The sequence below is a fragment of the Vibrio sp. 2092 genome, from assembly GCF_033339635.1.
Taxonomy (GTDB): Bacteria; Pseudomonadota; Gammaproteobacteria; order Enterobacterales; family Vibrionaceae; genus Vibrio; species Vibrio alginolyticus.
Genome location: NZ_JAWOUY010000004.1, coordinates 85,008 through 106,169, shown reverse-complemented (window position 1 = coordinate 106,169; position 21,162 = coordinate 85,008). Strand labels below are relative to the sequence as shown.

Annotated in this window: 9 protein-coding genes; 3 read left to right on the top strand and 6 right to left on the bottom strand. The window is 45.2% G+C overall.

Going from position 1 to position 21,162, the window contains the following annotated elements; genetic code table 11:
• A partial coding sequence (locus R7P80_RS09160; protein ID WP_225491575.1) for a cadherin-like domain-containing protein occupies positions 1–10,722 on the top strand: 10,722 nt, incomplete at its 5' end.
• Between the two features lie 183 nt (positions 10,723–10,905).
• On the opposite strand, the gene R7P80_RS09155 is transcribed toward R7P80_RS09160, so the two are convergent.
• The 3 genes from R7P80_RS09155 to yccS all read right to left on the bottom strand — a co-directional run bounded on the left by R7P80_RS09155 (position 10,906) and on the right by yccS (position 13,862).
• Positions 10,906–11,208 (bottom strand): hypothetical protein, encoded by a 303-nt coding sequence (locus R7P80_RS09155; protein WP_176311502.1) that lies wholly within the window; start codon positions 11,206–11,208, stop codon positions 10,906–10,908.
• Positions 11,209–11,288: 80 nt separating this feature from the next.
• On the bottom strand, positions 11,289–11,519 hold the full coding sequence (locus R7P80_RS09150; protein WP_005376575.1) for a hypothetical protein: 231 nt from the start codon (positions 11,517–11,519) through the stop codon (positions 11,289–11,291).
• 189 nt (positions 11,520–11,708) lie between these two features.
• Positions 11,709–13,862, bottom strand: a complete 2,154-nt coding sequence (yccS, locus tag R7P80_RS09145; protein ID WP_005376573.1) for a YccS family putative transporter — start codon at positions 13,860–13,862, stop codon at positions 11,709–11,711.
• A 324-nt stretch (positions 13,863–14,186) separates the two neighbouring features.
• Between yccS and helD the strand changes: the two genes are divergently transcribed.
• Positions 14,187–16,256, top strand: a complete 2,070-nt coding sequence (helD, locus tag R7P80_RS09140) for a DNA helicase IV (protein WP_005376572.1) — start codon at positions 14,187–14,189, stop codon at positions 16,254–16,256.
• A 77-nt stretch (positions 16,257–16,333) separates the two neighbouring features.
• Here helD and R7P80_RS09135 read toward each other — a convergent pair whose 3' ends face one another.
• Positions 16,334–16,789, bottom strand: coding sequence for a methylglyoxal synthase (locus R7P80_RS09135; protein ID WP_005376571.1), 456 nt, complete (start codon positions 16,787–16,789; stop codon positions 16,334–16,336).
• A gap of 64 nt (positions 16,790–16,853) precedes the next feature.
• Positions 16,854–17,903: a TMAO reductase system periplasmic protein TorT gene (gene torT, locus R7P80_RS09130; RefSeq protein ID WP_080960073.1), complete on the bottom strand. Its 1,050-nt coding sequence runs from the start codon at positions 17,901–17,903 to the stop codon at positions 16,854–16,856.
• 43 nt (positions 17,904–17,946) lie between these two features.
• Between torT and torS the strand changes: the two genes are divergently transcribed.
• Positions 17,947–20,910: a TMAO reductase system sensor histidine kinase/response regulator TorS gene (gene torS, locus R7P80_RS09125; RefSeq protein ID WP_064369292.1), complete on the top strand. Its 2,964-nt coding sequence runs from the start codon at positions 17,947–17,949 to the stop codon at positions 20,908–20,910.
• Between the two features lie 50 nt (positions 20,911–20,960).
• Here the strand turns inward: torS and R7P80_RS09120 are convergent, their stop codons facing one another.
• Positions 20,961–21,152: a hypothetical protein gene (locus tag R7P80_RS09120; protein ID WP_005376565.1), complete on the bottom strand. Its 192-nt coding sequence runs from the start codon at positions 21,150–21,152 to the stop codon at positions 20,961–20,963.
• Between the last annotated feature and the right edge of the window lie 10 nt (positions 21,153–21,162).

The window sequence follows — 21,162 nt, the reverse complement described above, 5'->3', positions numbered from 1 at the left end:
ACCATTGTGGATGATAAGCCGACCATTACCGATGTCGATGCGATTACCGTTGATGAAGATGACCTAGGCACGATTGGTTCAGATCAGACTGGCCCGATTTCAATCGATGGCAACTTCACTACCACACAAGGCTCGGACCGAGTGGTAAGTTATCAGCTTGACGCGTCTGCAACACCAGTGGCTGGCCTTACATCACAAGGCGTGGCAGTCACACTGACGGAAACCGCAAATGGTGATGGCAGCTTTACTTACGAGGCGACAGCGGGTACTGAAGCGGTCTTTACTCTGATAGTGAATACTGATGGTAGTTACAACTTCACGCTTGAAGGTCCAATCGACCACGCAGTAGATAGTGATGAGTTGACACTGAACTTCCCAATCATCGCAACAGACTTTGATGGCGATACCTCTGCTGAGACAATTCCTGTCAAGATCGTTGATGACAAGCCGACACTTGGTGGAATCGAAGCAACAAGTGTGCAAACGGTTGATGAGGATGATATCCCAACAATCGGATCTGATGGTACACAGTCGAACAGCATTGCCGGTAACTTCATCGCGACTGATGGTTCTGATGGCATTGTCGAGTACAGCGTTTCTGACCTAACGACGCCAGTACAAGGCCTGACCTCTGGTGGTCAATCTCTGGTTATGGTTGAAGTATCAAACGCAGGTGGCGTTTCAGTTTACGAAGCTCGTATTGATGGCACGACGACACCAGTATTCCGTGTAACCCTCGATGCCTCTGATGACAGCTACACGTTCGATTTGCTCGCTCCTCTCGATCATCCAAATGCTGATGGCCAGAATGAACTGATCATAAATTTACCGATAAACGCGACTGACTTTGATGGAGACGTGTCGAACAACATCACCTTACCAATTACGGTTGTGGATGATGTTCCGACCATTGATGGTTTGCTAGCAGGCAGCGAACAAACCGTTGATGAAGATGACCTACCAGCAGGTACGGATGCTGCAAGTGCAGAAGATACTGTTATTTCAGGTACTTTTGATATCACCGAAGGTGCTGACCAAGTTGCTTCTATTCAGCTGAGTGACCTGACCACGCCAGTTGCGTCACTGACTTCAGATGGTGACGCTATCACCTTAGTTCTGTCTTCTAGCGCAAACGGCGTGAACGTATACCAAGGTGCCGCTGGCAATCCTGCTGAAGTGGTTTTCGAACTGACGTTGGATGCAACGAACAACACCTACGAGTTCGATTTACAGAAGCCGCTTGATCATCCAGATGGTAATCAGCAAAACGAGATTGTTATTAACCTCCCTGTGACGGCGACAGATAATGATGGTGATACTTCACCAGCCTTCACATTGCCAATTACCGTTGTGGACGATGTTCCAGTTGTTACCAATATTGAAAGTCTACGTGTCGACGAAGATGACTTACCTCTTGGTTCTGATGGCACTAAAGAGCCGTTAACGGTATCAGGTGAATTCGAAGTCACTAGCGCAGATGGTATTGATGCTTTCGAATTGGATCTGAGCTCAAATCCTATTCCGAACCTGAAATCGGGTGGAGAAGAGGTAACACTTTCTCAAGACGTTGGCGCTTCAACTGCTGACGCGCGTGTTTACGTGGGACAAACTCCGGGTGGAGTGACGGTCTTCACGTTGACACTTCATCAAGATGGTAAATACGACTTTGAGTTATTTGGTCAGTTAGATCACGCGGTTAACTCTGATGAGATTTTGTTGAATCTACCTGTGAAGATCACGGATGGCGACAACGATACCATCACTGCGACCTTGCCAGTTACGATCGTAGATGACAAACCAACCATTGATGCTATTAGCTCTGGTAGTACCTTGTCTGTGGATGAGGATGATATTCCAAGCCAAGGTTCGGACGACACGCCAGAATCCAATATCATTGGTGGCAACTTTGACGTTACTGATGGTGCCGACTCTATCGTTAGCTTCCAGTTGGATAGTTTAACATCGCCTGTTTCTGGCCTTACCTCAGGTGGTCAACCGCTTGAGTTGGTTGAGTTTTCAAATTCAAACGGTGTGATTGAGTACCGAGCTTATGTACAAGGTACGACGGACACCGTCTTTAAACTGACGCTAAATGGTTCAGCAGACAGTTATGAATTTGAACTGTTGGGTGCACTTGATCATCCTGCGGGTAACGATGAAAACTCGTTGGTCATTAACTTCCCAGTCAACGCGACTGATTTTGATGGCGATGTGTCCAATAACATCACCTTGCCGATCACCGTGGTGGACGATGTCCCAGCTATTGTGAAAGTGACAGACTCTAGCCAACAAACCGTTGATGAAGATGATCTTTCCGGTGGCTCTGACATGACAAGTAGTGATTCAACGGTATTGAACGGCGGATTTGAGGTCGTTGCTGGTGCAGACAAGATTGTCAGCTACCAAGTTTCAGACCTCGATGCAGTCGTGTCTGGTTTAACGTCGAACGGCAGCAGCATCGAGTTGAATCTAGTAAGCACGAATGGTGGAATAACCAGTTACGAAGCGGTTATTACTGGCACATCAACTAAGATCTTCACGCTGTCTCTTGATGCGAATAATGACAGCTACCAATTTGAGCTGTTGGGACCAATCGACCATGACGCTGTTCAAGGTGAAAACAACCTTGTCATTGATATTCCAATTACAGTAACAGACTTTGATGGTGACACGTCATCATCACTGAATCTTCCAATTACCGTAGTTGATGACATTCCCGAAATTAAATCAGCAGATGCTTTGGCTGTTGATGAGGATGACCTTGCCAACGGCTCTCAGGCAACCAACAAAGACAGCCTAGAAGCAACGGGCAATTTCGATACGGTGGAAGGGGCAGATACCGTTGTCTCTTATCAGCTGGATCTTACTTCTAACCCGATACCAGGAGTAACTTCAGGTGGTTTTGCGGTGACGTTAGTTCAAACCGCGGTAAGCAACAACAACTTTACTTATCAAGGTCAAACACCTGATGGTAACTCAGTGTTCACACTAGTTTTGAACGCTGACGGCTCTTACAAGTTTACGCTTGAGGGTGCGCTAGATCACTCAACTCAAGGCGAAGATACACTCATACTTGATCTCCCAGTCTTTGCGACCGATGTCGATGGTGATACGGCAGGTATTAACTTACCAGTGACGATTACCGATGATGTTCCAACCTTGCACGATGCATCTATTTCGCGTGTTGAGGGGCAAGGCAGCCGCACGGTTCGTTTATTCCGAGACCCTGTAGAGGGGGATGATGACCTTGGTGCTGACGGCGCACAAGTGACTTCATTCTCGGCTGATGATTCAGGCATTTACTTTAAGCAAAACGGTGTTGATTCTGATTCTGTCGATTTGAACGGCAGCGACCAAGTCGTATTTGTTCACAAGGTTCTTGACGGAGTGGATACTGAAATCGGTCGTTTGGTTGTTCGAACCGATGGCAGTGTGTCATTCCGTCCGAATGACGACCTTGACCATACCGAAACCGACTCGATTGATTTCACCATCAACGTTGTTGCAACCGATGGTGATGGCGATATCGCAGATGCCGATGTGGATATCTCGATAAGAGACCGCAATGCGCAAATTGACACGTCTACCGTTACTGCGTTCGAAGACCAAGGGCGTGATGGTGTCGTTGTGGGCGTTGACTCTGCAAATACTCAGGACAACTTGTCGACGCTGGATGTTAGCCCTGCGAAAGTCGACTTGGTTATCAATTTACACGATATCGACCGTAACGAGAGCTTAGGTGACATCACTATTCGAGATGCTGATACTCACAACGGTACGTTCTACTACAGAGACGGCAGTGGCAACTACATTGAATTAACATCTGTGGGCAATACGGTTGTTCTCGACGCATCAAATGTTGAGCAGTCATTCAATGGTGAGCTTGTCTCGCTAGATAACTTGTACTTCGTACCAGATCGTCATACATCAACCGATCCTTCTGGTATCGATCCTCGTATCCGCGTGGAAATTCTTAACAATGGTACGCCAGATCATACGATTAATGGTCGTTTAGACATTGAAGTTGCTGCCGTTGCAGATATTGCAACGTGGACGGCAAGCAGCGAATTTAACTACTCGGTTGATGAAGATGGAAACAATGTCGCACTTAACATCACGGCTGAAACCCAAGACACTAGTAACCCTGAAGGCATTGTGTACGAGCTTGTCTTTACACAAGGAGAAGGTAACGCAGAGTTAGTCTATTCAGATGGTAGTGCGATACCAAAATCCAGTGGTGTTTATCTGGTGGATGCAAGCCGAATTGATGAAGTTCAAGTTGATCCGATAGATAACTTCTCGGGCGAAATCAGAATTGATGTCACCGCTATTACGACGGAAAACAACAATCCACTGCTTGGGAAAGATACCGCTCGCTCAGAAACCGAAACCATCATTATTGATGTAAACCCAGTTGCGGATAAAGGTAGTTTTACTGTAAACCGAATTAATGTGTTTGAGGATAATGCTCGAACTCAAAATACGGTAGACCCTGTCACTGATCACGACCCACTCCAATTAAGTGAAGTGATCACCATGAAACCATCAGCGGACTTAGATGGTTCTGAAGCGTTATTTGTGCGCATTTCTAACTTCTCAATTGATGGGGTTACTTTGGTGTGGCTGGACTCAGCAAACCCAAGTCAGATAGTAGAAGTGACCGACTCAGGCGGCAATGTACTTTATTACGAAGTGCCAGAGTCTGAATTAGCGAACGTCGAAGTTCTTCCTCCGTTGCACAGCAATGATGACTTTACTTTCAATGTCGAAGGCATTGTGAAAGACACAGCATCATTGTCTACCGGTACGACAGAAGATGTGTTGTCACTGGGCAGTAAGACTGTCATCGTTGGTGTAAAAGGTGTTGCTGACATACCAGACACGGTATTAATTGACGCGGGGAACGTTTGGAACCGATTCGTAGACGGAGATGTGGCCGGGATAGAGACGACTATTGAAGAGAATGGTGTTGTAAACCTCAACTTCTCGGTTGTATCAGGTGAAGTTGCCGATAGACCTCTGGATGATTCAGAAGCCATTACTGTTATCCTGTCCAACATCCCCGATGGTGTTCGTGTCGTAGATTCAGACGGTTCAAGCGTTGACCTCACCTTTGTTGGCTATGATGGTAACGGTCAACCGATTTACGAAGCAAACATCACTGGGCTGAATTTTAATTCCGGTATTCAAATTATTCCAGAAGCCTCTTCAACCGAAAACATTGCGATTACAGGGACGATCATTGTTACCGAAAATGATGGTCATAGTCGTGTGATTGAAAGAGAGGTAAGGATCAAGGTCGAACCCGTTATTGACGCTCAAGATAACTACGTTGTTCGATCTGAGGGAGATGAAGATACGCGCTTTGACATCGATTGGAAACCGACGCTCGTACAAAGCCCTGATACCGATGAATTCTTTAGTGATGTAACCATCTCTGGATTTCCTCCAGGCAGCACGGTCTATGTAGATGGTGTGGCACAAACGCTTGTTTCTGGAACACTAACGCTTTCACCGCAAGCCGGTGAATCAGAGCAAGATTTTTCCGCTAAAATCTCTCAAAGTGGCTATGTTCAAGTCCAGTTGGAGCAGGATTCAAGTACTGACTTTGACTTGACCACGACCGTCACTGTGAAAGAGATTGACCATGAATATGTTGACGCTTCGAATCCCGGTGAAGGTATCGCTGAGAAAACCATCAATGGTACGGTGAATGTCCAAGTTAATCCAATCGTTGAGCCAGAGGATAAAACGGGGGCAATAGATGACCAAACCCGTCTGCTTGTCACTGAAAGTGGTGGTGGTGCTACCGATATCGTGAAGTCAGACGATCAAGGTAACATTGACTTTACGATCAACACTTCTATGGGGGGCGAATCTGGTGCTCATATCATTAAATATCAAGAGTTTGATGTGTCTTCAGATGAAGTGGTGACTCAACTTGTTGTTCAATTTCACAATGTGGACCCTGAGATCCTCAACCAATTGGTTATCGTCGGTGCACTAAATGAAGGTGGAGGTCGTTGGACAGTAACCAATGAAGACAACTTCTCAATTAAAGCGCCGTCTGGACTTGATTTAACACCAAACGATGACAGTGACGATGGCGATAACGGTGGTCTCTCTCAAATTGGCTTAACCATTTACGCAGAAGTAAATGATTTGGGCGAAGATTTGGGCAACGAAAAAGATGCGACGGTCGTGCGTCAAACGGATGTGACACTAGAGTTTCCAACCGTCCTCACACCGAAAATGAGTGTAGCGGCAGAGATTCAGGTGGCTGATGATGTCCAAATTCAAGCGTTGGAAGACAATTCTATTAACCTTGGTGCTCAGTTGACGTCGAAAGTCGATGCGATTAATGCAGATGGTGTGGAAGATGTCTTAACTATTATCGTCGACCCGACAGCTCCTGGCATTCCTCCTGGTTTGGTGATCACGGGGACGGATGTTGATTTTGTCAATGGTAAATACGTGTTCCAAGCCCATATCGATGCGAGTGGAAATATTACTGGCCTTGATGGCTTGACGATGCACTTGGCAGAAGATTACGCAGGTGATTTCGAATTACCAATTCGGTTTGTCACTAAAGACACTGAGTCCGGTGATGAAAAAGAAAATAATGTCCAGTTTCCAGTTCAGGTTTTACCGGTTGCAGACGTTCCGAGTTCAGCCGGGGATCAGCCGTTGGATAGCGATGTCACACCAAATGTAAGAGTAGATATCGTCGGTACTTTCGGCTTGGATGCAAACAAACAACCTGTAACTGATCTAAATAACGACGTTCCCACGGCGGATGGTGTTGGTTACGAAGATGGCTTAATCCAACTTAACTTGAGTGTTGATTTTGCCGATCAATTTAACAACACTCAAGGTGGTCGAGAAACACTAACGAACATCAAGTTAGAGCTTGATGACACAACATTAGGTGAGTTTGTTGATGCCAATGGTAACAGCTTAGGAACCAGTATTGAGTTTAATGAAGCTGAGATTTTAGCTGGTGCGCTTGACAATGTTCTGTTTAAGCCAAAAGAAAATTACCCCGTAGGTGGTGGCCAAAATACCGTCAAGATTAATATCGAGGGAGAAATTACTGATGAAGCTGTGTTTGATCAGTCTATCTTGAATAACTCTGGCGATAATATAGATGTGAGAACCTTCACTGACGATGTCACATTTGAAGTTACGCCAGTCGTTGATGACATTACCATTACAGGTGCCGATCCGACGCAGCCAATCACGGTGATTGGTGACGAAGATACTTTAATTTCGCTGAATCAATCGGGCTCTGGTGTTTCGATCAGCCTGAACGATAATGACGGTTCTGAGAGTTTCGTTTCACTCAAGTTAACGGGGCTTCCTGATGACTTTATCGTTAAATCCAATTCCTCTGATTATGTTGTTAAGAACAACGGTGGGGGCGAATGGAGTATTCAACTAAAAGATCTCACTCAGACGTCCATTGACCTGAGTGACATCCAAATTAAACCGCCAAAACACTTTAGTGGCGAGGCTGAGATAGGTATTACGGTCTTCATTCAAGAGGAGTTGCTACAAGTTCCAACGGAACGAAACAACAACTTTACGCTTATTGTCAATCCTATTGGTGATGATGTTGATGTGAATCCCGATACTTCGGCTGCAGGTAATGAGGGCGAAGACATTGTTATTAATGTAAATGCGTTAGTGGTTGATAACAAAGAGTCCATCGGAGATGGTGCAAACTACCAGGAAAATGATCCAGAGACGCTGAGAGTTGAGGTCTCCAATGTCCCTGATGGGGCGAGTGTTTCATTACCTGATGGGACAGTGTTTACTGACCAAGGCGGCGGCATTTTTGTCTTAGAAATCAATGCTCAAGACTTGGATCAAGTGGTGTTTAATTCTGGGGATCGCAACGATAACTCATGGGATGGTTCGCTGCATTTCAAAGTGCAAGCCGTTGATACTGGGCTCGATGGCAGTCAAAGCTTGGGCTCCGCAGAGGAGTTTGATGTCACTGTTGATGTTGAAGCAGTGAACGATCGTCCAGAGTTCGTCAATACCGTGGATGTGGAAACACCAGAAGATACGCCAATGCTGCTTGATGGTTTCAGCATTACCGATATTGATGCCGTACTCGATGATCCGAATGCTGAATATGTACTCAATGTGAACGTCGACAGCGGTATCTTGGAGCTTAATCCAACGCTCATCGCTACTTACAACCTAACCGTGAGCGGTGATGGTACGGACTCCGTTGAACTGAAAGGTACAGTGGCCGATCTAAACAATGCCATTGCAGACGGTCTGATTGAGTTTAATCCAGACCTGAACTTCTTTGGTGACGTTCAGGTGGACGTGACAGTCGATGACCAAGGTAATGAAGGTATCGTAATTGGTGGGGTAGATGACACCCTAAATACCAACAGCAGCAGCTTCAATATTGAAGTGACAGCGGTGAATGATACCCCAGAAACTACGCCAGTGACGCTACCGGATATTGAAGAAGATAGTGGTGTGTTCTCCATCTCTGAAGCGGATCTTATTGCGAATGCGACAGACGTAGAGAACGATAACCTCACGGTCAGCAATGTTCAGTTAACGGATCCGAATTCGGGTAGCATTACTTTCAACAGTGGTACGGGAGAGTGGGAATTTACCCCAGCACCAGATTACAACGGTCCAGTTGAAATCACGTACACCATTACAGATGATGGCACGACAAGTGGTGCATCCGATCCTAAATCGGTTAACGGCAGCGCATCGTTCAACGTAACGGAAGTCAATGATGCTCCAACGACGTCTGAAGTGGTACTTTCTGATATCGCAGAAGACAGTACGGCGGTTGAAATTACCCAAGCTGATTTGTTAGCGAATGCTTCTGACATTGAAAACGACACCTTGATGGTGAGTAATGTCCAGTTGGTTGACCCAAGCAGCGGCACATTGGATTTCGAAAACGTAACAGGTACATGGGCATTTACTCCTGCGCCTGGCTACAACGGCAAGGTCGATCTGACCTACGACATTACCGACAACGGTACAACGAACGGTGTTTCTGATCCTCAAACGGTGTCAGGAACGGCGACCTTCGAAGTCACTGAGGTGAACGATGCACCGGTAACATCAGAGGTAACGTTGAGTAGTACGGAAGAAGATGGTGGTTCGGTAACTATTACGGCTACTGAGTTGCTGAGCAACGCAAGTGATCCTGAGTCAGACAACTTGACCGTCGATAATGTTGCGTTAGTGGACCCAACTTCCGGCACGTTGACTCAAGTGAGTGCGACAGAGTGGACGTTTGAACCCGCAGCAGATTTCTTTGGTGACGTTAATTTCACTTATGAAATCACAGATGACGGAACCACTAACGGCGCTCCAGACCCAATTACAATCGCGGGCACAGCAGTGTTGAATGTTGAAGCTACCAATGACGCACCTGAAATCACTGCAGCGTCGGTAACGGATACGATCAATGAAGCTGATGGCCAGAAAGTAACGGGTATTAGTGTGAGTGACGTCGACTTTGCGGGCGCACAAGCAAATGAAAGCATGACCGTGACTCTTACAGTTACCGAGGGCGACCTTCGTGTCGAGCCGCCAGCAGGTAGTGGTGTGACTGTTGGGGCGGGGATGGCTGGTGAAATAACCCTAATGGGCACACCAGATAATATTAACTCCGTTCTTGGAGCAACAGACGCTTCTGAGGGTGTATTTGTGGATGCAGGAGATGTCAACGCAGCTTCAATCACTTTATCGGTGAAAGTCGAAGACAACGGCGTGTACTTCGCAAATGCATCGGGTACCGCATTGGAGGCGAATCAAGACTTCACTATCAATGTGACACCTGTAGCTGATGCACCTACATTGAGTATCAATCCTCAGTTTAATTACATTCGTCAAATTGCGGCTAGCCAAACCGCGAGCAGTCAAGGTTTAGCGATTGTCGGAATCATGGCGGCGCTTACTGATGTTGACGAGGTGCTGTCTTTGGAGCTAACGGGCGTACCAGCTAGTGCTGAGGTAACAAGTGGCGTTTCTCCATCAGGCATTAGCTTCGATGGTACCACTTGGACAGTACCAAGCGATGAAATTGATACGCTAGAAATTGTCGCAACAGATACTAACAGTGGTATTGATGTCGGTTCTTACGATATTTCGCTTACGGCGATATCAACGGAATCTAATGGCGATGAAGCGCAGTCTTCACCTGTCCAAATTAGTTTGGATGTGAGTAGTGATAGCGACGATATTGACCAGTCAACCGCAGTGGACGACAGCTATTTAGTCAGCGGAGACACAGGTACCAACTTGATTGGTGGAGACGGTGACGACGTTATTCTGGGTGGTGATGGTGATGACGTGCTTATCGGTGGCTTAGGCTCAGATATCTTAACGGGTGGAGACGGCAGCGATATCTTCAAGTGGACGGTAGATTCCGTTGATGAAGGGGCAGTGGATACCATTACTGACTTCACTGTTAACGAAGACAGTATCGATTTACGTGAAGTTATCTCTGATCTCAATAACTCAATGATCGACATGGATGATCTGCTTGGTCACATTTCGGCAGACTACGATGCATCGACGGAAAGTGTTTCTCTGAACATTACGACGGATGCAAATGTTCAACAGACTATTGTCGTGGAAAACTTAGGTACTTCAATCGACTTCAACGGTCTTAGCTCCAACGAGATTGTAGAGTCATTGCTCAACAACGGTGTTATTGATAACGGATAAACCTGTATACAACACAAAAATGGGCGGCTCTGATAAGCCGCCCATTTTTTTCGGGAAAGCTTGATTTTAAACAGGAGTATTTGAATCGAAATAGAAATAAAGTGCGAAGCAAAGGGGTTATCTTGTTACGACGTTATAGTGATAGTTGGAAATTAAAATAGCGATAATTTGACGTTAAATCGCCTAAACGTGGATGTCTAGCAAGCTGCCAATGATTTCATTGTTTTTCTCTATGACAGACGCGCCAACTCGGCTATAACCAGCGGCTTGTGCGAGGTTGATGAGAGATTCAACTTTTTGAGAGGGAAGGCTAGGTGTTGAGGCTGTTATTGCGACATCCGCAACCGCAGCTAAATCGATGTTGTGATCAGAAAGCTCTTCTTTTACCTTACTTACATTATTGCTAATGCCATGTGCAGCTTTCTCGGCCATTTGTTGTGACATCTGAACGATGTGGTATCCAGATTGAATTCCCGATACAGGCATATCACTACTCCCAACATTATGATAGTGAGAGCATAGGTGGAGTTTATAAAACGTTCAAGTGTTTTATATCAATGACTTGATTAGGCAAACAGTTTGGCAAGCATTTCTCTTTCTTCACCAGATAGAACCGGTTTTTGCGCTTTATTTAGTTTCACGCTGATCTCACCTTGTAATGACTTTAACTGACTTGCCGTTAAATCACTGAGCTTTTGTTTAAGTTCATTAAATTGTTGTGCGTTCATCTCAATACCTTCGTCGTGATTCGGTTTATCCGTCGTTGCCCGAAATTCTTCATCCTTTGGATACAACATATTTATTCAACCAAAATAGATTAGAATTTGATCGATTGCTTTTTGTCCGAATATTGTCAAGGTGTGTTAAGTGATACGTCAGATTTTTCCTAAGAAGGTACATAATTACCCACTTTGGGGTAGATGGAAGCGTAAAAAGAAAAAGGGAAGCGATATAGCGCTTCCCTCTTACATATGGTTTGAATGTTACTAACTTACCCTGACGGCAAACTTACTAGCAAGTGAATGAAGCTCTGGGAGCATGCGATAGATAAGATGAAGTTGCTGCAATACCATGCGGGCAGAGCTGTCGTCTTCATCGCGCCATTCGTTTAAGCGTTGCTCGAGTCCAGCATCATCAATATTAGATAGGTCACACTCCTCACAATGCTGGTGAAGCTGTTTATGAAGTACATCCAGATGCTGATGAATACAACGGTGAGCATCTAAAACGAGTTTATGAATTGACTCATCTTCGATGCGAGTTCTGTGCGCGCCTAATGCAGAAATATAGTTCAACATTGCGTGATTTAACGTTAGGAAGCGAAAACTTTCATCAACAGCTGCGCGATATTTGCCAGGCTCCGCCAGCATCGTACTAATCGCAGAAGAGAGTGAGGCATCATTATTGTGGGCCTGGCGGCGAGCGATACGGTAACTCAAATTGTCTTTCTTGCCGATTCTATACTGACCAATGATCTGATCGAGATACTGCTTGTTCGCCTCTATCGCATCCGACATAACTTTGTGAAGCCTTCTCGACTGCCAGTCGGGCAAAATAACTAATACAGCTCCTACTGCAAGCACACACCCGATGAGGGTATCTGCTAGTCGAGGAAGGACAACTGCGTAACCTTCACCTAGTTGATTAAATAAGAAGAGGACGAGCAGTGTAATAAAACCAGTCGCGTACCCATAGTTGTTCATCCGGAAGGCGAAAAACATCACACCAGAGATAACGATAAATACTAACTGGCTTTCTTGAGAAGGGAAAAAAGTCAGCAATGGTACACCAATCAACAAACCAGCTAATGTACCTATTACTCGCGCCGTCAATTTTTGGCGAGTGGCACTGTAGTTCGGTTGGCATACGAATAAAGTGGTTAAGAGTATCCAGTAACCTCGGTCGATGTTGAATATTTGAATGATTCCATAGCCAATCGTTAAGGCAATTGACATACGTAATGCATGCCGAAACAGCATCGAATCTTTGTGTAAATTTGCTGATATACGCTGCCACATCGCTTTTAGCGTGTGTGGGTTGGTATCGGCGAGGGTATCTTCTTCGAGGCCTTCAACATCTGGGTTGTTAATGTTATTAAGTTGTTTTTCTACCGTCGCTAAGTTATTGAATAAATATGTTAACTGCATCAGCAGACGTTTCCAGTGCCCTTGCTTTTGTTCTTCTAGATAAGCAAGAGAGTTTTGTACTTCAGCTAATGCCAGAATAGATTGATCGGTATGGGAGTATTCATTTCCTAGCTGAATGGCTAGTGCAATATCACGACACGCTTGGGCTTGAGACTCCAAAAGATATTTAAAACGAAACAGCACATCAGAACGTTCAAATTCGGTCGCTAAATCCTGATAGCGATAATGGCTAGAACTGACGCGTTCGTGAATGTCTTGAGCGATGAAATAAATATTTAAAAATCGGTCACTAGGCCCATCAATGTGACCCCGTTTCGATCGGTTAAGTAATGTGGTTTTACAAGCGTTTAGTGCCGTAACCGTGGCAGCATTGCATTTTGCAGCTTCAATCCGCAGCGGTTGTGGCGTCAAGTTGGTCACAGGGTGAAAAAGCTTGGCTTTCGCATCAAGATAATTCGCCATTTGGAAGAACACATTGGCTAAGCTTTGTTGCACCGGTTGAAGAGGCCAAAATATCTGCCAAATCATGGACATGAAGTAATACCAGGCGGCACCAGTCAAAAGCAGTAGTGGCTGAAACCAAATGTTGGTGCTTTCATGTGCGCCAAGCATAGTATAAATAGCGATCAGCAACGAACCAAAAGCAATACTCGCGTACTTAGGACCTATCGCCCCAAGAATGATGAAGCCGAAGGTTGAGATAAATAATCCCAACGCAAACGCCCATGGGGTATCGAACAAGATTTCAATTGAAAAAGCAGCAAGCGCAAAACAGAGAAAGGTGAGAATCAGAGCCTTGATGCGTCCAGTGAAACTGTCATCACTTTCAGCCAAAGCAGCAGCAATAACGCCTAATATTAATGGCGTTATCAGCGTGTTTTGCTCGAAGTACCAAGTTGGGATAACCACACCCAGTAAGGTAATGAGGATAAGAACGCTGTAATTTATCGTCTTGTTTGCCCAATATAGCCGAAATTTAGAAGTTGCTTGCACAATGCGCCTTATGTTTCCGATGAAGAACAGGGGGAATACTACCAGACCCACTATAGCGCGTTTATGATTTACTTTAAGAAAAATTCGTGGTTGCTGATAAAATCAGCAGGGATGTCATTGACTTATATTAAAGCTGCCAGGTCATGTATTGAGGATTGTAAAGCCAGCTTCAAATAACCTCAGCTTTAGGTTATTAAATCGACAGTAATGTGAATTTTATTAAAGAATAGAAGAAGAAGCTTACTTAGGAGCTCGCCGTTGCTACAATTTAGCGCCTTAAAATGATATAAATCGACAACTTCTAAACTAAAAGGCGCACGTTTCATGCAGCTTACTGCCACTAGCAAAGCACAGTTTTTTATTCAAAATGAGTACCATCACGTCGAAATAAAAGAGAACAGTGTTTTATTAAGCTCGATAGGCAGTGAAGAACATATTCCTTTTACGATCTGGAATGGCAAAGTTAGCGTAAAGCGTGGGTTATTATGGAGCTCTTTACAGTTTTTTGCTCATGAACACGAAGGCAAACAACAAAGCTGGCTAGTCCAAGGTTTACCGTGGCCACAATGCCGAAAGTTCGCGCTTGAGGCCGTTCGTCAATATCAAGAGTGGCACAACACTCAGTGCCGAAAACTGGCTGAGTATCTACCTAAGTGGGAAGAAGAGCTTTACAAACTAAAGCACTTGCCTGCTTACTTATCGCATTCTCAAGTGGTCTCCTGGGTTGAAAGTCTTAACCAAGAGTTAAGCGAGATGAAAACCACCCTAGAAGAAGCCAAAATGCGAATGCCGAATCGTATGTCGCAAATAGAGCCTTGGCTCATTGATACCTCTGAGGCGCTTGGTGAGCGTAATCGCGATTGGCTAGAAGCAGAACGTCCAAATTGGGAAGTGCTGTTTAATCAAATTGAATCCTCTCCTTTGAATTTATCCCAGCAATATGCGGTATTACTCAACGACGACCACAACTTAGTTCTTGCTGGTGCCGGCTCGGGCAAAACCAGCGTTTTAACCGCACGAGTTGCCTATTTGTTGCAAAGCCATCAGGCTCAAGCAGAAGAGCTTCTCATGTTAGCGTTCGGTCGTGATGCGGCGACTGAAATGAAAGAACGCTTAGTAGATAAAGTGGGCATGGCGGCAGACGGTGTGCGCGTCAACACATTCCATCAGTTGGGCTTGTATATTCTTAAACAAGTCGAACAGCAACCTGTCGAAATTAGCCCTTTAGCGTTGGACGAAAATCAACGAACGGCATGGTGTGTAGACTGGTTGAAAAAACATTGGATGACACCCACCAACTTTAAACGTTGGCAAAAACATTTAGACAAATGGCCGATTGCGTACCTAAAAGGGGATGATGAGTTAGGAAGCCATTCAGAAAATCCAAAACTGATCGCTTGGCTAGATTCGCAGCTGTCTCATTTAGCGGCGGTAGGGTTGACCAAAAAGCAAGTACAAGAAAAGCTCGTAAACCACCAAGACTATACGCGTTTAAATAGTGAACTCGCCTTATGCTGGCCATGTTTTACAGCGTGGCAGAAAATGCTTAAAGAAAGCAACCAAGTGGATTTCCCAACCATGATCAGTCGTGCGACAGATTATGTGAATAAAGGGAAGTTTGTCTCGCCATGGCGCTTTATTATGGTCGATGAGTATCAAGATATCTCTCCAGATCGTCTGGCATTGATTGAAGCACTGTGTGAATCCACTCAGAAACAAGCAGGTGCCACGTTATTTGCTGTTGGCGACGATTGGCAAGCGATCTATCAGTTTGCAGGAGCGGATGTAGATCTTATCACTGGCTTTAAAGAACGCTTTGCTCACTCTACCGTTCATCACTTAGATACAACTTATCGTTTCAACAATCAGATTGGTGATGTAGCGAATACATTCGTGCAGCAAAACCCATCGCAGTTGCCGAAAACACTAAACAGCCACAAACAACGCAAGCAGAAGAGCGTACATACCGCGCCGAGCAATCAAGTGGAAAAGATCTTGGATCACTTGAATCAACAAGCCAAGCAAACCAAGTCAGTTTTATTGCTAGGACGTAACCATTATCATAAGCCCGATTTGTTCGACGATTGGTTGCGACGTTTCCCTAATCTCGATATTCGCTTTATGACTTGCCATGCGAGTAAAGGACGCGAAGCTGACTTTGTGATTATTCTTTCTGTGGATGAGGGGCAATTCCCCGCTAAGAAGAAGCAAATTCACATTGATGGTGCGTTGACGGAGTCCAAAGACAAATTCCCTTACGCAGAAGAGCGCAGGCTATTTTACGTGGCGATTACACGTGCGAAAGAGAAGGTTTGGATCACGCATACTGGTGCGGGATCTGCATTCGTTCAAGAGCTCGTTAATGGTGACTATCCCATAGTGACTTCCCGTTAAATGCAACGTTTAGAATGTTAAAAACAGCAAGGGCGATACTTGGTATCGCCCTTGCTTTATTTGGTTGGCATCAAAGCTTACATGCGCTCAGCAAGATAGGCTTCGTAATCCGGTACTTCGATGTCTACTTCTTGCTCAAGAAGAGGGGAGTTAAACAGGAACTTAGCGGTGGCTCGGTTCGTTGCTACAGGAATATTCCAAACACTAGCAATACGAAGAAGCGCTTTAACATCTGGGTCGTGAGGTACGGCATTCAGTGGATCCCAAAAGAAAACGAGAACGTCGATTTTGCCTTCTGAAATGAGAGCGCCTAGTTGTTGATCACCGCCCATCGGACCACTGATCATGCTCTTGATCGCAAGTCCAGTTTCTTTACTCAGCATGTGTCCTGTCGTGCCAGTTGCGTAAAGGAAGTGACTCTGTAGCTTTTCTTTGTTTTCTTTTACCCAGCGAAGTAGCTCAGGTTTGCAGTTGTCGTGAGCAACCAAAGCCACATGTTTATGGGTTGGCATGGTACGAATGGTTTTTTGCATCAAGATGTTTCCGTTTGTATGATTTTAAAATTGTTGTGACTCAATAGAACACGTTTTTGGTCTTTCAATCAACAGCCTTAACACGGAATGTCGGCCTATATTCTGACGGAGATAACGATTCTTCGATCGTGTCGTCATGAAGCGTCTTCGGAGTCAGTGGTTTGATGGTTGGTGAGGCATGTTTGTCATAAGCTTCACCTCTTAAGTAATGCGTTGCTTGCATCACGGAAAGCCGACCTTGCTGCACCATTTTATCTGTTGGTGCGAAGAGTACTTTGTTACGTAACAGGCCTCGATATACACCATGACTTAAGTACACAGAAACTAAACCGATCTCCTCGGCTTTGCCGGCACTGCGCAGCTCACTGATGGCCGCTTCAATCGCCACTGCACTGCCAACAATGTAATCTATATTTCCCATATCGATCACACGTTGAACTAGGTTACGTTGTAACTCCTTGTCGTTGTCTGCCCAAAATGAGTCAACAATGTTGATATCACTTCCTTGTATCGCTTCATAAAATCCGGCAGTAACGGGTTTCGTACCACCACGAGTTCGCGGCCCCAAAAGTAAGGCAATGTTGGTTTTTCCTGACCCCTTTGGATGGCGAGCTGCCAAATATTGACCCGCTTCGTATCCCATCCAATGCCAGTCAACACCGACAGTCCCTTTTAGCAACTCACTTTGTTCTTCATCCAAGTCGAGTTGGTTCACAGTAGCAAAAACGGGAGTATTCCCCACCCAATTTTTAAGTGAATGCTCGTAAGCCTGTGGGTCCACGGTCCCAAGGATAACCGCATCTGCTCCCCATTGGTTACACAGTGCGAGTTGTTGTTCTTGACGGGTTTTGTTTGGGTAGCCGCCCGCTTCAAGGACTCGTAGCTCGACACCTTCTCTTTTCGCTTCGGACACCATTCCATAGTTTACTGACAACCAGTATGAATCCTTTAGGTGAGGGTATATTGCACATATTTTCTCTGCGGCAACCGCTGGCAAAGAAGCAACGAGGGTTAAAGTGGCTGCAGAATGTTTGAAAAATGTGCGAAATGCGTGTTGATTTTTAACCATGAAATGAAGTTCGTTGGCATAGATTAAGTAAACACTGCAAAATATAACGTAATATGTCGCTGAACACGAACATTAAGGTCATGAAAATATGCTGCTAGCAACTGCAAGCATCGGTCGTAAACTTTTGTTGTCTTTCATTGCGATGGCAATACTGGTCATGTTATCGGCACTTATTGGTGTGTCTGGATTTTCTTTGGTTGCCAAAACCGAAAGAAATGTCGTGGATTCTGCGATTCCCGCCATGATTGAGGCGAGACAAGTCTCTGAGTTGAGTACTCGTATTATTTCGTCTGTACAAATGTTGTCGAACGCAAGAAACGAGCAGGAAAGAAAGGAGTCAGGGCGAGTGCTGTTCGAACAGCTCGAGTCTTTACTCACTCACATCAAGGAGCTCGGGAGTGAGTCGTTCGATTCTCAATTGTTAGAAGCTTTAGAGAATAACGTCCAGAACGTTATCGACAATTTGGCAGAACTCGGTGTTTCGGTTGAAAAAAAGCTGTGGCTTGCAAAAGAGATAGATACTCGTGTTGAAGAAATGCGTCTGCTCAGTGAAGAGCTAGAACAACTAACTCGTACGCAAGTTCAGAATACAAGCACCATTGCTGTTGCTAACGTCACGCATATTTATGACTTATTAGAATCGAATAAAAAATCGCAAGTTTATCAGGCGCTAGATGCACTGGTGGAGGTCGATCTTGATCTGACTGAGCGATTGCATGAACTGCACTTGTTGGCCTTTAAAATGTTGAATCAGATTGAAGAGGCTCGGACATTAACGAATATTGAGCGAATTCAACAGGTTCAAAGTGATTTCGATAGCAACCTCAAAATCATGCAACGCCGTGTACTCGCTGTGGAAGATCCTACGCGCTCTAAGCAAATGAGCCAACTGCTCATAGAGCTTGGTAAGCGTCAGGTCGTATTTTCTATACTGATGCAGCAATACGAGAATAACGAACAGTCACAACAACTGATGCAAAAGACATTAGAGTTGTTCTCAGAGCTTAATGGCACGGTCAACAAATTGGTTGATGATTCAAACAAAACCACTACCGTCGCTGTAGACCAATTGACCAGCACACTGAAATTCGCTCAGTGGTCTCTAACCGTTATTTCAATTGTTGGTTTGATTGTATTGGTGCTGATTTTATGGCGTGTGGTGTACCTTTCTGTTGTGAAGCGGTTAGCTGAATATTCCGCTGCGTTGCTGTCTGTGGCGCAGGGTAATTTAGCGGTTGAGTTGGAAGTGAAAGGCAAAGATGAGTTGGCGCATATGGGGCAGGCCATCATCACGGCTCGTAATACCGCGCAAGCACTAAAAGTGGTAGCAGAGGGTGAAGCTCAAGCCAAGCGAGAGCTTGAGGAGCATAAAGAGCATTTAGAAGAGCTCGTTGAGCAGCGCACTTCGCAGTTAAAACAAGCAAACCGCCGTTTGAATGAAGAGGTTTTGAATCACGCTAAAGCTCGCAAGCAAGCAGAGCAAGCGAGCCGAGCAAAATCGGCATTCTTGGCGACGATGAGCCATGAGATAAGAACGCCAATGAACGGAGTGTTGGGGACAGCACGCTTGTTGATTGACTCAGGCCTCAACCCAATTCAAAAGCGTTATGCGGAAATCATTAATCGTAGTGGTAAAACGTTGCTCGCGATCCTTAATGATGTACTGGATTACTCCAAGATTGAAGCGGGGCATTTAGAAATTCGTCACATGGGCTTTGATTTACACCAAATGGTGGAGGACACTTTCCAGTTAATGAACAGTCGAGCACAAGAGAAGAAGCTGCTGTTCTCCTACCATATTGAAAGTGATGTTAGTCGCTACTGGAAAGGGGATGTCACCAGAATCAGTCAGGTGCTGAACAATCTTGTTGGTAACGCGATTAAGTTCACTGACGAAGGAGAAATTGATATCTACGTTAGCCTGAACCCAGAGGACGAGTCGCAAGTCCTATTTGAAGTATCAGACACTGGAATAGGAATTGCCAAAAAATACCAGAGAACGTTGTTTGATGCCTTCACGCAAGCTGAAGGTGGGATGAGCCAAACTGGAGGCACGGGGCTTGGACTTGCTATCAGTAAGCGAATCATTGAAGCGATGGGCGGTGTTTTAGAAGTCGATTCCGAAGAGGGAAATGGTAGCCGATTCTGGTTCTCTATTCCGTTAGAGGAAAGCGAACCTGTTGAAACAGGAACCGTGGCAACCGCACGTTGCAAAGTGAAAGCAAAGGTCTTGCTGGTAGAAGATAATGAAGTCAACCGAGTGGTCGCGGAAGGTTTTCTAGAAAGCATGGGGCATCAAGTCGTGATGGCAGAAAACGGCTCACAAGCAGAGCAACTGATCAGCACACAAGATTTTGATATCGCTTTGGTCGACATCAACCTCCCTGATTGTGATGGAACTGAGTTGATCCAACGCTTAAAGCGGATTGAGTGTGATAAGCCGGCCAATAAAGCGCTTGCCGTCACGCCAATGATTGCAGTGTCTGCGCACGTTTTTGCGGAAGAAGTTGAGCGCTATCTAGCCGCTGGTTTTGACGGATACTTGCCTAAGCCATTGGCAAAAGAGGCACTCGCGGCATTGATTCAGGATGCGCTAGACGGAAAGCCGTTGTTGTTGCCACAAAATGCCGACTGTACCCCGTTTGATCAAATTTCGCCTCAAGAACAAGAGCTACAATTAAAGGTCGTTCAAGCACCTAAAACAAAGGAACCCGATGTGGTTATCATTAATCCGAGCGTGATTGAGTCCGATATGAAAATCTTGGGCAGAGATAAGATGTTGCACATTATTAATCTGTTTAGAGCCACCAGCACCGATGTATTAAGCAAGCTGCAAGCGTCTGCTGAGGACAATGATAGTAAAGAAGTAAAGAACCTTGCCCATAAATTAAAGGGCAGTGCAGGAAGTTTAGGACTAACTGCGCTAATGAACGCTTGCCAAGCAATTGAAGCCGCGCCTCAACCTCTAGATACCTATAATGCGACTAAAGATGATTTAGTTTCTCAAGTGTCTGCATCAATTCAAGCTCTGGATGAGTTAATGGCGAAGTAATCCATCGAGCATTGAAAATAAAAAAACCTCCGGCTTTCCGGAGGTTTTTTCTATTCGGTCATGTCATCTTCCCACTCGAATCGAGTGTCTAGGGCATAAGGGTCATCATCAAAAGGATGTTCCACTTTGCCACGTAAGTATTCGAGTTGATGCTCAAGCATATTGACCGTTTCGTAGTCTCCCTCAGAACAAGCAACGTAAATCTGTTGTTCAAGAGCGGCAATGTTATCTCGGATACCCATGAGAACCCCC

Coding starts and splice junctions, on each gene's coding strand:
- R7P80_RS09155 (WP_176311502.1), bottom strand. CDS start 11,208: ATGCCTGTATCGGGAATTCAATCTGGATACCACATCGTTCAGATGTCA.
- R7P80_RS09150 (WP_005376575.1), bottom strand. CDS start 11,519: ATGTTGTATCCAAAGGATGAAGAATTTCGGGCAACGACGGATAAACCG.
- helD (WP_005376572.1), top strand. CDS start 14,187: ATGCAGCTTACTGCCACTAGCAAAGCACAGTTTTTTATTCAAAATGAG.
- R7P80_RS09135 (WP_005376571.1), bottom strand. CDS start 16,789: ATGCAAAAAACCATTCGTACCATGCCAACCCATAAACATGTGGCTTTG.
- torS (WP_064369292.1), top strand. CDS start 17,947: ATGCTGCTAGCAACTGCAAGCATCGGTCGTAAACTTTTGTTGTCTTTC.
- R7P80_RS09120 (WP_005376565.1), bottom strand. CDS start 21,152: ATGGGTATCCGAGATAACATTGCCGCTCTTGAACAACAGATTTACGTT.